The 13,083-nt window shown below is 59.7% G+C and carries 12 protein-coding genes; 9 read left to right on the forward strand and 3 right to left on the reverse strand.

What is annotated here, in order from left to right:
* The first annotated feature begins 57 nt into the window (after positions 1-57).
* The 3 genes from aat to infA all read left to right on the forward strand — a co-directional run bounded on the left by aat (position 58) and on the right by infA (position 1,823).
* Positions 58-738: a leucyl/phenylalanyl-tRNA--protein transferase gene (aat, locus tag DWF74_RS04805; RefSeq protein ID WP_115580495.1), complete on the forward strand. Its 681-nt coding sequence runs from the start codon at positions 58-60 to the stop codon at positions 736-738.
* Positions 739-796: 58 nt separating this feature from the next.
* Complete coding sequence (locus DWF74_RS04810) at positions 797-1,504, forward strand: arginyltransferase (RefSeq protein ID WP_115580496.1); 708 nt, start codon at positions 797-799, stop codon at positions 1,502-1,504.
* A 100-nt stretch (positions 1,505-1,604) separates the two neighbouring features.
* The gene (gene infA / locus DWF74_RS04815; protein WP_002553999.1) at positions 1,605-1,823 is read left to right on the forward strand and encodes a translation initiation factor IF-1; all 219 of its coding nucleotides are present in this window, start codon (positions 1,605-1,607) and stop codon (positions 1,821-1,823) included.
* A gap of 125 nt (positions 1,824-1,948) precedes the next feature.
* Here the strand turns inward: infA and clpA are convergent, their stop codons facing one another.
* Both clpA and clpS read right to left on the reverse strand, forming a co-directional pair.
* Complete coding sequence (gene clpA / locus DWF74_RS04820; RefSeq protein ID WP_102864729.1) at positions 1,949-4,219, reverse strand: ATP-dependent Clp protease ATP-binding subunit ClpA; 2,271 nt, start codon at positions 4,217-4,219, stop codon at positions 1,949-1,951.
* A 29-nt stretch (positions 4,220-4,248) separates the two neighbouring features.
* Entirely contained in the window at positions 4,249-4,611 is a 363-nt protein-coding gene (gene clpS, locus DWF74_RS04825; protein WP_011062173.1) for an ATP-dependent Clp protease adapter ClpS, read from the reverse strand.
* A 224-nt stretch (positions 4,612-4,835) separates the two neighbouring features.
* On the opposite strand from clpS, the gene cspD reads away from it, so the two are divergent.
* Complete coding sequence (gene cspD, locus DWF74_RS04830; RefSeq protein ID WP_102864728.1) at positions 4,836-5,093, forward strand: cold shock domain-containing protein CspD; 258 nt, start codon at positions 4,836-4,838, stop codon at positions 5,091-5,093.
* A 79-nt stretch (positions 5,094-5,172) separates the two neighbouring features.
* Here cspD and icd read toward each other — a convergent pair whose 3' ends face one another.
* The gene (gene icd, locus DWF74_RS04835; protein WP_102864727.1) at positions 5,173-6,429 is read right to left on the reverse strand and encodes an NADP-dependent isocitrate dehydrogenase; all 1,257 of its coding nucleotides are present in this window, start codon (positions 6,427-6,429) and stop codon (positions 5,173-5,175) included.
* A 505-nt stretch (positions 6,430-6,934) separates the two neighbouring features.
* On the opposite strand from icd, the gene DWF74_RS04845 reads away from it, so the two are divergent.
* The 5 genes from DWF74_RS04845 to purB all read left to right on the forward strand — a co-directional run bounded on the left by DWF74_RS04845 (position 6,935) and on the right by purB (position 13,083).
* A complete protein-coding gene (locus DWF74_RS04845) occupies positions 6,935-9,160 on the forward strand; it encodes an NADP-dependent isocitrate dehydrogenase (RefSeq protein WP_102864726.1) in 2,226 nt (741 codons plus the stop codon).
* Positions 9,161-9,321: 161 nt separating this feature from the next.
* The gene (locus DWF74_RS04850) at positions 9,322-9,768 is read left to right on the forward strand and encodes an NUDIX hydrolase (RefSeq protein ID WP_115580497.1); all 447 of its coding nucleotides are present in this window, start codon (positions 9,322-9,324) and stop codon (positions 9,766-9,768) included.
* A gap of 71 nt (positions 9,769-9,839) precedes the next feature.
* On the forward strand, positions 9,840-10,973 hold the full coding sequence (gene mnmA / locus DWF74_RS04855; RefSeq protein WP_102864724.1) for a tRNA 2-thiouridine(34) synthase MnmA: 1,134 nt from the start codon (positions 9,840-9,842) through the stop codon (positions 10,971-10,973).
* Positions 10,970-11,593, forward strand: coding sequence for a high frequency lysogenization protein HflD (hflD, locus tag DWF74_RS04860; RefSeq protein WP_025126594.1), 624 nt, complete (start codon positions 10,970-10,972; stop codon positions 11,591-11,593). The genes mnmA and hflD overlap by 4 nt, the downstream gene beginning before the upstream one ends.
* A gap of 119 nt (positions 11,594-11,712) precedes the next feature.
* On the forward strand, positions 11,713-13,083 hold the full coding sequence (purB, locus tag DWF74_RS04865) for an adenylosuccinate lyase (protein ID WP_102864723.1): 1,371 nt from the start codon (positions 11,713-11,715) through the stop codon (positions 13,081-13,083).

Consider the following 13,083-nt stretch of genomic DNA (forward strand, 5'->3'; position numbering starts at 1 on the left):
TTGTGGCGGGCCATCATCGGCCCGCCACCGCCCTCCCCTGCCGTAAGTCTGGATGCCATGCTGACCTGGTTACAACGCAACAAGCTTGATTTCCCCCCATTGGAAAAGGCCATGCGCGAGCCCAACGGGCTGCTGGCTGCGGGCGGTGATCTGTCCGCCGATCGCCTGATTCAGGCCTATCGTCACGGCTGCTTCCCTTGGTTTTCCGAGGGGCAACCGATCCTCTGGTGGTCCCCCGACCCACGCACCGTGCTACTGCCGGACGAGCTGCATGTCTCCCGCAGCCTGGGCAAGCTGTTGCGCAAACAGCGCTATCAAGTGACATTCGACCAGGACTTCGCTGCGGTCATCAGTGCCTGCGCAGCACCTCGGGCTTATGCCGACGGCACCTGGATCAGCGAGGCGATGCAACAGGCCTATTTGCAATTGCATCAGCGCGGCTATGCCCATTCGGTGGAAGTCTGGGATCAAGGCACGTTGGTGGGAGGGCTGTACGGCCTGGCCATGGGCCAACTGTTTTTTGGCGAATCGATGTTCAGCCGTGCCGACAACACCTCGAAATTCGGATTCGCCACTCTGGTACAGCATCTGAAGGAGTGGGGATTTGTATTGATCGACTGCCAGATGCCTACCGAGCATCTGCACAGCCTGGGTGCGCGCTCCATTTCCCGACCCGAGTTCGCCGACTACCTCGCGCGTCACCTGGATCAGCCGAGCCGCGCCACATGGGTTTCCTAGGCGGGTTTGACGGCTGTGGCTTACACTTAATTTCAAAGCTTATTCCGAGGGTTGACTCATGACCGAGTTGGCGCGCCTGAAGTTTTATGCCACTCAACCCCATTCTTGCAGCTACCTGCCCGACGAACAGGCCACCACCTTGTTCCTCGATCCCAGCCAGCCCATGGACGTGCATGTCTACGCAGATCTGTCGGAAATGGGATTTCGTCGCAGCGGCGATCACCTGTACCGCCCCCACTGCCAAAACTGCAACGCTTGCGTCCCGGCGCGCATTCCAGTGGCGCAGTTCCTACCCAATCGTCAGCAAAAACGCATTCTCAAACGCAACAGCGACCTGAGCGTACAAGCGGCCAAACCTGGCTTCAGCGAAGAGTACTTCGACCTTTACCAACGCTACATCGAGCAACGCCACGCCGACGGCGACATGTTCCCCCCCAGCCGCGACCAATTCTCGACCTTCCTGGTGCGTGACCTGCCGTTTTCCCGCTTCTACGAGTTCCGCCTGGAGGAGCGCCTGCTGGCGGTGGCCGTTACCGATCTATTGCCCAACGGGCTTTCGGCGGTCTACACCTTCTATGAACCCGATGAAGAGCGCCGCAGCCTGGGGCGCTACGCGATCCTCTGGCAAATCGGCGAAACCCTGCGCCTGGGACTGGACGCGGTGTACCTCGGCTACTGGATCAAAAACTGCAAAAAGATGAACTACAAGACCCAATATCGCCCCATAGAGCTGCTGGTTAACCAGAGATGGGTGATCCTCAACTAGAAGGTCTTGGCTTAAACCCCACTTTTCGGGCACAATGCACGCCGCTTTTGCCTGGCGCAGTTGCACCGGGCCATTCATTGGACACCGAGGGCTTTACTGCATGTCGAAAGAAGACAGCTTCGAAATGGAAGGCACTGTCGTCGACACCCTGCCCAACACCATGTTTCGTGTGGAGTTGGAAAATGGGCACGTCGTAACCGCGCATATTTCCGGCAAGATGCGCAAGAACTACATTCGTATTCTTACCGGTGACAAAGTGCGCGTCGAGCTGACGCCCTATGACTTGAGCAAAGGGCGCATCACTTACCGCGCTCGCTAAGCAAGTCAATACAAGACGCCCGGTTATGCCGGGCGTTTTTGTTCGTCTCGAATAAACCGGCAAACCCCAGATAGCACAAAGGCACCCTCCGGTGCCTTTGGCGGTACTGCTGCGTTACGCGGCCATCAAGCCATTTCCGCCGTGGTCTCGAAATCGAAGGTCAACTCGCCATCCTTGATGTCGATGTGTACCACACCGCCATGATCGGACAATTCGCCAAACAGGATCTCCTCGGCCAGGGGACGTTTGATCTTGTCCTGGATCAAACGCGCCATCGGGCGTGCACCCATGGCCACGTCGTAACCACCGGCGGCCAGCCAGCTGCGAGCGGCATCGGTCACTTCCAACTGTACGCGCTTGTCTTCCAACTGCGCTTGAAGCTCGGTAAGGAACTTGTCCACCACGCTCTTGATCACTTCGTGGCTCAGGCGACCGAACTGGATAATGGTGTCCAGACGGTTGCGGAACTCTGGCGTAAAGCTCTTCTTGATCACTTCCATGGCATCGGAAGAGTGATCCTGATGAGTGAAGCCGATAGAGGCTCGCGCCGCGGTTTCAGCACCGGCGTTGGTGGTCATGATGACGATCACATTGCGGAAATCCGCCTTGCGCCCGTTGTTGTCGGTCAGGGTGCCGTGATCCATCACCTGCAGCAGCAGGTTGAAGACTTCCGGATGCGCCTTCTCGATTTCATCGAGCAGCAATACGCAATGCGGCTGCTTGGTGATCGCTTCGGTCAGCAAGCCACCCTGGTCGAAACCGACGTAGCCGGGAGGCGCACCAATCAAGCGCGATACGGTGTGCCGCTCCATGTACTCGGACATGTCGAAGCGCACCAGTTCGATACCCATGGCCTTGGCCAACTGCCGGGCCGCTTCGGTCTTGCCGACACCGGTAGGACCGGCGAACAGGAACGAACCCACCGGTTTGTCCGGAGACTTCAGGCCCGCACGGGACAACTTGATGGCGGTAGACAGCGAATCAATCGCCGCATCCTGGCCAAACACCGTCAACTTGAGATCGCGTTCAAGGTTGCGCAGCAGCTCTTTATCGGAACTGGTGACATGTTTTGGCGGAATACGGGCAATTTTCGCCACGATATCCTCGACCTGAGCCACCTCGATGCGCTTCACGCGCTTCTCGGCCGGCTGCAGACGCTGGTAGGCGCCCGCCTCGTCGATGACGTCGATGGCCTTGTCCGGCATATGCCGGTCATTGATGTAGCGCGAGGCCAGTTCAGCCGCGGCACGCAGGGCTTCATCACTGTATTCGATGCTGTGATGCTGCTCGAAGCGACCTTTGAGACCGCGCAGGATGCCAATGGTGTCCTCGACCGAAGGCTCGGACACATCGACCTTCTGGAAGCGCCGAGCCAGGGCCCGGTCCTTCTCGAAGATCCCACGGAATTCCTGGAAGGTGGTCGAACCGATGCAACGGATATCACCCGAGGACAGCAGCGGCTTGAGCAGATTCGAGGCATCCATTACCCCGCCGGAGGCCGCACCGGCACCGATAATGGTATGGATCTCGTCAATGAACAGAATTGCCTGGGGACGCTTCTTCAATTCGCCCAGCAACGCCTTGAAGCGCTTCTCGAAATCGCCACGGTATTTGGTACCCGCCAGCAACGCCCCGAGATCCAGGGAATAGACAACGCTATTGGCCAGCAGATCTGGAACCTGATTGTCGACAATGCGCTTGGCCAAGCCTTCGGCAATGGCGGTCTTGCCCACACCCGCCTCACCCACCAACAACGGATTGTTTTTGCGTCGACGAGCGAGGATCTGCGCAACGCGCTCCACCTCCTGCTCGCGACCCACCAACGGATCAATCCGCCCTTGACGAGCCAATTCGTTGAGGTTGCTGGCATAGGCATCCAGAGGATTGCCCGAAGAAGACGACTCACCACCCTCTTCGTCCTGCATATCCTGTTCACCTTCAGAATGATCACCATGCCCAGGCACCTTGGAAATGCCATGGGCGATGTAATTGACCACATCGATACGGGCAACGCTCTGCTGTTTCAGCAGGAAGACTGCCTGACTCTCTTGCTCACTGAAGATTGCCACCAGCACATTGGCGCCGGTGACTTCACGCTTGCCCGAGCTCTGTACATGAAAGACAGCACGTTGCAGCACACGCTGGAAACCCAGGGTTGGCTGAGTCTCGCGATCCTCGTCGTGCACAGGAATCAGCGGCGTGGTGGAGTCGATGAACTCCTGCAGGTCGTGCTTGAGTTTGTCGAGGTTTGCTCCGCAGGCACGTAAAACGGTGGCGGCGGCCTCATTATCCAAAAGAGCCAACAGAAGGTGCTCGACGGTCATGAATTCATGACGCTTCGAACGGGCCTCCTTGAAGGCGAGATTGAGGGTGACTTCGAGCTCGCGGTTTAACATAGCTTCACCTCATACCCAAGTGGTCGGCGTTAACCGTCCTTCTCGATTTCACAGAGTAGCGGATGCTGGCTTTCCCGGGCGTACTGGTTGACCTGCATGGCCTTGGTCTCGGCGATGTCGCGGGTAAACAATCCACACACTGCCCGCCCTTCGGTATGGACGGCCAGCATGACCTTGGTCGCCAGCTCGCGATTCAGGTTAAAAAACATCTCGAGCACTTCGACGACGAAATCCATCGGGGTGTAGTCATCGTTGAACAAAACCACCTTGTACATCGGCGGCGCCTGTAACGCAGGCTTAGCTTCCTGTACAGCCAAGCCAGCGGAATCGTCGTCGTGCAAGTCCGGGCGATCCTGATTGAATGTTAGTCGAATCTGGCTGATTGCATGCATGGAAAGAAAGGTTCGTCAGTTGTGCAAATACAGTGGTGGGGGCGCCCTGGACGGAATTCAACTCCGACCGCCGGGTCACCTTGACTATCGGCAAAACGGTGTTACAACCAATAGGGCCCACATTGGGTAATAAACGTCCGCGGCGTCAACCTTTTTACCAAGTTTGGCGGCGGATGAACTGGATGATACTCCAGTGATGGAGTCTGTTGCAGAGGGATATGAGTATGGCTAGCGGTAAGGTCAAGTGGTTCAACAATGCCAAGGGTTATGGCTTTATTAATGAGGAGGGCAAGACTGACGATCTGTTTGCCCATTACTCGGCCATCGATATGGATGGCTACAAGACCTTGAAAGCCGGGCAGGCAGTGAGCTTCGAGATCATCCAAGGCCCCAAGGGGCTGCATGCAATCAAAATCAGCGCCTTGAAGGTACCCGGCGAAATCGTCACCGCCGAGGTCCAGACCGAAAGCGCCCTGAGCTGATTCATCCAACATCCAGTCATAAAAAAACCGGCCGACTCAAGGGATTGAGTCGGCCGGTTTGCTTTCAGCCCAAATTCGCTTACATGTGCGAGATCAGTGCATCACCGAATGCCGACGAAGACAGCAGGGTCGCTCCCTCCATCAGACGCTCGAAGTCATAAGTCACGGTCTTGGCCGAGATGGCGCCGTTGGTGCCCTTGATGATCAGGTCGGCCGCTTCGGTCCAGCCCATGTGGCGCAGCATCATCTCCGCGGAGAGAATCAGCGAGCCCGGATTGACCTGGTCCTTGCCGGCATACTTGGGCGCGGTGCCGTGGGTCGCTTCGAACATGGCCACGGTGTCAGAAAGGTTGGCACCCGGAGCGATACCGATACCACCCACTTCCGCCGCCAGGGCGTCGGACAGGTAGTCACCGTTGAGGTTGAGGGTGGCGATCACATCGTATTCGGCCGGGCGCAGCAGGATCTGCTGGAGCATGGCGTCAGCGATAGCATCCTTGACGATGACGTTCTTGCCGGTTTTCGGGTTCTTGAACTGCATCCAAGGACCGCCGTCCAGCAGGGTTGCGCCAAACTCTTCAGCCGCCACTTCATAGGCCCACTCTTTGAAGGCACCTTCGGTGAACTTCATGATGTTGCCTTTGTGGACGATGGTCAGCGAGTCGCGGTCGTTATCCACTACATACTGCAGCGCCTTGCGCGCCAGACGCTTGGTGCCCTGCAGGGAAACCGGCTTGACGCCGATACCGCAGTTTTCGTCGAAACGGATCTTGGTGACGCCCATTTCTTCTTTAAGGAACTTGATGACCTTGGTGGCTTCTGCCGTACCGGCCTTCCATTCGATACCGGCGTAAATGTCTTCGGAGTTTTCACGGAAGATGGTCATGTCCACATCGCCAGGCTTTTTCACCGGGCTAGGCACGCCTTCGAACCAGCGCACCGGGCGCAGGCATACATACAGGTCCAACTGTTGACGCAGGGCCACGTTCAGGGAACGGATGCCACCACCGACCGGAGTGGTCAGCGGGCCCTTGATGGAAACCACGTAGTCCTTCACCGCGTCCAGGGTTTCCTGAGGCAGCCAGGTATCCTGGTCGTACACTTGAGTCGCTTTTTCCCCGGCATACACTTCCATCCAGGAAATCTTGCGTTCGCCGCCGTAAGCCTTCTTAACCGCAGCATCGACAACCTTGATCATGACCGGGCTGATATCAACACCAATACCGTCGCCTTCGATGAAAGGAATAATCGGGTTGTTAGGAACATTGAGAGAATGGTCTGCGTTGACGGTGATTTTGTCGCCGACTGCTGGAACCTGAATCTTCTTGTATCCCATGCTGAACTCCGTTGTGTGGATTGAACATCTGGCTGCGTTCGAGCGTAACCCAGTTGAATCTGGACGGGAACCTCATGTTCCACCCATATGCCGTGAAAGCTGCACAGTTCGCGGCCTACAAGCCTGAAAGCAAAGGGAAAAGTGCCAAAATCGAGCACCTCGAGCGACTCTACGCCTACCCCCCGCCTGCGACCTTTAGACCAATGGACGAGAACGGGCTCCTATGAAGCATCGGCGTTTTGCTAGCTACCTATGTATAATGCCGCCGCTGACCACAGAGTCACGACGGCCGAACGCTCTGCTACCGAAAAAAACAAGCCGAGAATGGCCGCCCAAAGCCGGGTTGTTACCGCAGCCCACCCGCTTGACGCTCGACTGATGCACCCAACATCACCGCGAAGAAACCTCGACATTCGGCTCATGGATGACCTTTGAACGAAAGCGCTTACCCGGCGCACCTCGAGTTTCTGCGCACGCTTTAGCAAAGAAGAGAGTTAATCCGAATATGCCCACCCGCTCGAAGATCATCTACACCTTCACCGACGAAGCCCCGGCCCTCGCCACCTATTCCCTGCTGCCTATCGTAGAAGCCTTCACCGCTTCGGCTGATATCGCCGTGGAAACCCGCGACATCTCCCTGGCCGGCCGCATCCTCGCCAGCTTCCCTGAGCAGTTGGGTGCCAAAGCGGTACCGGACCACCTTGCCGAACTGGGCGAACTGGCCGTTACCCCGGAAGCCAACATCATCAAGCTGCCGAACATCAGCGCCTCGGTACCGCAACTGCAAGCCGCGATCAAGGAACTGCAGGCCCAGGGCTATGCCCTGCCGGACTACCCAGAAACCGTGACCTGCGACGCCGACAAAGACGCCAAGGCGCGTTACGACAAAGTCAAGGGCAGCGCCGTGAACCCGGTTCTGCGTGAAGGCAACTCCGACCGCCGCGCTCCGCTGTCGGTGAAGAACTACGCGCGCAAGCACCCGCACAAGATGGGCGCCTGGGCCAAGGACTCCAAGTCCCACGTTGCCCACATGAGCAACGGCGACTTCTACGGCAGCGAAAAAGCCGCGCTGATCGAAGCCGCAGACAGCGTCAAGATCGAACTGATCGCCCAAGACGGCACCGCCACCGTCCTGAAAGAAAAAACCACCGTGCAAGCCGGTGAGATCCTCGACTGCGCCGTGATGAGCAAAAAGGCCCTGCGCGCCTTCATCGCCGCCGAAATCGAAGACGCCAAGAAACAAGGCGTACTGCTGTCGGTGCACCTCAAAGCCACCATGATGAAAGTCTCCGACCCAATCATGTTCGGCCAGATCGTTGCCGAGTTCTATCAGGACGCCCTGAGCAAGCACGCCGCCGTCCTGCAAGAAATCGGCTTCAACCTGAACAACGGCATCGGCGACCTGTACGCCCGCATCAAGGCCCTGCCGGCCGATCAGCAAGCCGCGATCGAAGCCGACATCCAGGCCGTCTATGCAGCCCGCCCGGCCCTGGCCATGGTCAACTCCGATAAAGGCATCACCAACCTGCACGTGCCGAGCGACGTGATCGTCGACGCCTCGATGCCGGCGATGATCCGTGACTCCGGCAAGATGTGGGGCACCGACGGCCAACTGCACGACACCAAGGCAGTGATCCCGGACCGTTGCTACGCCACCATCTACCAGGCCGTGATCGAAGACTGCAAAGCCAATGGCGCGTTCGATCCGACCACCATGGGCAGCGTGCCGAACGTCGGCCTGATGGCGAAAAAAGCCGAAGAGTACGGCTCCCACGACAAGACCTTCGAAATCAAGGCTGATGGCGTGGTTCGCGTGACCGACAGCCAAGGCAAGCTGCTGCTGGAGCAGAAAGTCGAAGCCGGCGACATCTTCCGCATGTGCCAGACCAAAGACGCACCGATCCAGGACTGGGTCAAGCTGGCAGTCAACCGTGCTCGCGCCAGCAGCACCCCAGCGATCTTCTGGCTGGACCCGATGCGCGCCCACGACGGCGTAATGATCGAAAAAGTTCAGGCCTACCTGAAAGATCACGACACCAGCGACCTGGACATCCGCATCATGTCCCCGGTTGAAGCCATGAAGTTCACCCTGGCCCGCACCCGCGACGGCAAGGACACCATCTCGGTGACCGGCAACGTACTGCGCGACTACCTGACCGACCTGTTCCCGATCATGGAACTGGGCACCAGCGCCAAGATGCTGTCGATCGTGCCACTGATGAACGGTGGCGGCCTGTTCGAAACCGGCGCCGGCGGTTCGGCCCCGAAGCACGTGCAACAGCTGCTGGAAGAGAACTTCCTGCGCTGGGATTCCCTGGGTGAGTTCCTGGCCCTGGCCGCTTCCCTCGAGCACCTGGGCAACACCTACAACAACCCGAAAGCCCTGGTACTGGCCAAGACCCTGGACCAGGCTACCGGTCAGTTCCTCGACAACAACAAGTCGCCATCGCGCAAAGTCGGCAACATCGACAACCGCGGCAGCCACTTCTACCTGGCGCTGTACTGGGCACAAGCCCTGGCCGCCCAGACCGAGGATGCTGCCCTGCAAGCGCAGTTCAGCACCCTGGCCAAGACCCTGACCGAGAACGAAGCGACCATCGTCGCCGAGCTCAACGCCGTACAGGGCAAGCCTGTGGACATCGGTGGCTACTACAGCGCCAACCCTGAGCTGGTGAGCCAGGCCATGCGCCCGAGCGCCACCCTCAACGCGGCCATCGCTGCGCTGGTGTAAGCAGGAGCGAACACACAAACCCCGGCCCCGCGCCGGGGTTTGTGCTTCTGGGCCCACAAGCAGCCGACTTGCCGGCGAACGCCTCCACGCCGGACATGCGGCGCTCGCTTCGCCGACAAGCCGCCGCCTAAAATGCCCGCCTCTTATAAAGGAGTGCCCTTATGGAATGGCAACCCCATATCACTGTCGCCACCATCGTCGAAGACCAGGGCCGCTTTCTGTTCGTCGAGGAGTACTCGGGCGAACAGGCCGTGCTCAATCAGCCTGCCGGACACCTGGATGCCAATGAAAGCCTGCTCCAGGCGGCCATCCGCGAAACCCTGGAGGAAACCGGCTGGGACGTGGAGTTGACCGGCGTGGTCGGCATCTACCTGTACACCGCCCCCAGCAACGGCGTGACCTACCAGCGCGTGTGCTTCGCCGCCAAGCCACTGCGCCACCGTCCGGACTATCAGCTGGATGACGGCATCATCGGCCCACGCTGGATGAGCCGCGAGCAACTGCTGGAGCAACGGGCCAACTGGCGCAGCGAGCTGATCCTGCAGTGCCTGGACGATTACCTGGACGGCCAACTGCACAGCCTGGCGCTGATCCGACCAATGCTTTAACCGCAGTTTTAGCCTTGCAGGCCTCAGCCTGTTAGAATCGCGTCCTTTTTCAAGACACCCATTGAATTCCTATGCGTGATCCAGCCCCTTCTGACACCCAAAAGAAGCGCGTCATTGTCGGCATGTCCGGCGGCGTGGATTCTTCCGTTTCCGCCCTCCTGCTGATGGAGCAGGGATACCAGGTGGAAGGCCTGTTCATGAAGAACTGGGAGGAAGACGACGGAACCGAGTACTGCACCGCCATGGACGACCTGGCGGACGCCCAGGCCGTGTGCGACAAGCTTGGCATCAAGCTGCACACCGCCAACTTCGCCGCCGAGTACTGGGACAACGTGTTCGAGCACTTCCTGGCCGAATACAAGGCCGGTCGCACGCCGAACCCGGACATCCTGTGCAACCGCGAAATCAAGTTCAAGGCGTTCCTCGACTACGCCATGATGCTCGGCGCCGACCTGATCGCCACCGGCCACTATGTGCGCCGTCGCGACATCGACGGCCGCACCGAACTGCTCAAGGGCCTGGACCCGAACAAGGACCAGAGCTACTTCCTGCATGCCGTGGGCGGCGAGCAGATCGCCAAGACCCTGTTCCCGGTGGGCGAGCTGGAAAAACCCGAAGTACGCGCCATCGCCGAGAAACACGACCTGGCCACGGCAAAGAAGAAAGACTCCACCGGCATCTGCTTTATCGGTGAGCGGCGCTTCAGCGACTTCCTCAAGCAGTACCTGCCGGCCCAACCCGGCGAGATCAAGACCACCGAAGGTGAAGTCATCGGCCGCCATCACGGCCTGATGTACCACACCATCGGCCAACGCCAGGGCCTGGGCATCGGCGGCCTGAAAGACGCCGGCGAAGAGCCGTGGTACGTGTTGATCAAGGACCTGGAGCACAACGAGTTGATCGTTGGCCAGGGCAACGATCACCCATGGCTGTTCTCTCGCGCCCTGCTGGCTTCCGACATCTATTGGGTCAACCCTATCGACCTGAGCCAGCCACGGCGCCTGACCGCCAAGGTGCGCTACCGCCAGAGCGACCAGCCCTGCACCCTGGAAAAGACCGCCAACGGCTACCGCGCCACCTTCGACGACCCGCAGCGCGCCGTAACCCCCGGCCAGTCCGTGGTGTTCTACGACGGTGAAATCTGCCTTGGCGGCGGCGTCATCGAAGTCGCCGAACCCTGGAGCAGCAAGGACGTCCGTCCATGAGCCCGATTCAGGAGCAACTGACGGCGCTGGGTGGGGTATTCCTCGCAGCGGTGCTGGTGGACCGCATCGCCAAGACCGGCCAGGTCAGCGAAGCCGCCTTGAGCTGCATGCTCGGCAGCCTGCTGATCCGTGATCCGAAGGACACCCTGGAAGTCTATGGCGGCGACGACATCAACCTGCGCGAGGGCTACCGCGCCCTGATCGGCGCCCTGGAGCGCGACCCCAGCACTCTGCAACGCGAGCCGCTGCGCTACGCCTTGTCGATGCTTGGCCTGGAACGTCAGCTGGCCAAGCGCGAAGACCTGCTGGAAACCATCGGCAAGCGCCTGCCGCAGATCCAGTCCCAGGTCGAACACTTCGGCCCGGCCCACGAAAACGTCATTGCCGCGTGCGGCGGGCTGTACCAGGACACCCTGAGCACCCTGCGCCAGCGCATTCAGGTACATGGCGACATGCGCAACCTGCAGCAACCGAGCAACGCCTCGAAAATTCGCGCCCTGCTGCTGGCCGGCATTCGTTCCGCACGCCTGTGGCGCCAGTTGGGCGGCCATCGCTGGCAACTGGTGATCAGCCGGCGCAAATTGCTCAAAGAGCTTTATCCATTGATGCGCAGCAGCTGAGCTGCGCCTGATTTTTCAAGAGCTGCGCGTAAGACGCTGGTCAGTTGGCAACGGACCTGCGGATATTTTCATGTATGATACGCGCCCCATTTCGTTGCCCGACTGTCCGAGAACACCCCATGCAGCTCTCTTCGCTCACTGCGGTTTCCCCTGTTGACGGCCGCTACGCCGGCAAAACCCAGGCCCTGCGCCCCATTTTCAGCGAATACGGCCTGATCCGTGCTCGCGTCCTCGTTGAAGTGCGCTGGCTCCAGCGCCTGGCCGCCCACAGCGCCATCAGCGAAGTGCCGGCGTTCTCCGCCGAAGCCAACGCCGTCCTCAATGCCCTGGCAGAGAACTTCTCCCTGGAGCACGCCGAGCGCGTCAAAGAGATCGAGCGCACCACCAACCACGACGTCAAGGCCATCGAGTACCTGCTCAAGGAACAAGCCGCCAAGCTGCCTGAGCTGGCCAACGTCAGTGAATTCATCCACTTCGCCTGCACCAGCGAGGACATCAACAACCTGTCCCACGCCCTGATGCTGCGCGAAGGCCGTGATGACGTGATGCTGCCGCTGATGCGCCAGACCGCCAACGCCATCCGCGAACTGGCGATCCGTTTCGCCGAAGTGCCGATGCTGTCGCGCACCCACGGTCAGCCGGCCTCGCCGACCACCCTGGGCAAGGAACTGGCCAACGTCGTGTACCGTCTGGAGCGCCAGATCGCTCAGGTCGCCGCCGTACCGCTGCTGGGCAAGATCAACGGCGCCGTGGGCAACTACAACGCCCACCTGTCGGCCTATCCGGACATCGACTGGGAAGCCAATGCCCGCGCCTTCATCGAAGACGAACTGGGCCTGGCCTTCAACCCCTACACCACGCAGATCGAGCCGCACGACTACATTGCCGAGCTGTTCGATGCCATCGCCCGCTTCAACACCATCCTGATCGACTTCGATCGCGATATCTGGGGCTACATCTCCCTGGGCTACTTCAAGCAACGCACCATTGCCGGCGAAATCGGTTCCTCGACCATGCCGCACAAGGTCAACCCGATCGACTTCGAAAACTCCGAAGGCAACCTGGGGATCGCCAACGCCCTGTTCCAGCACCTGGCGAGCAAGCTGCCGATCTCCCGCTGGCAGCGCGACCTGACCGACTCCACCGTCCTGCGCAACCTGGGCGTGGGCTTCGCTCACAGCGTGATCGCCTACGAAGCCAGCCTCAAAGGCATCAGCAAACTGGAGCTCAACGCTTCGAGGATCGCCGAAGACCTGGACGCTTGCTGGGAAGTCCTGGCCGAGCCGATTCAGACCGTGATGCGTCGCTACAACATCGAAAATCCGTACGAAAAGCTCAAGGAACTGACCCGCGGCAAGGGCATCAGCCCTGAAGCGCTGCAGACTTTCATCGACGGGCTGGACATGCCGGCCGCGGCCAAGGCCGAGCTGAAGCAGCTCACCCCGGCCAGTTACATCGGCAATGCCGCGGCCCAGGCCAAGCGCATCTGA

This window comes from Pseudomonas protegens, from assembly GCF_003363755.1.
Taxonomy (GTDB): Bacteria; Pseudomonadota; Gammaproteobacteria; order Pseudomonadales; family Pseudomonadaceae; genus Aquipseudomonas; species Aquipseudomonas danubii.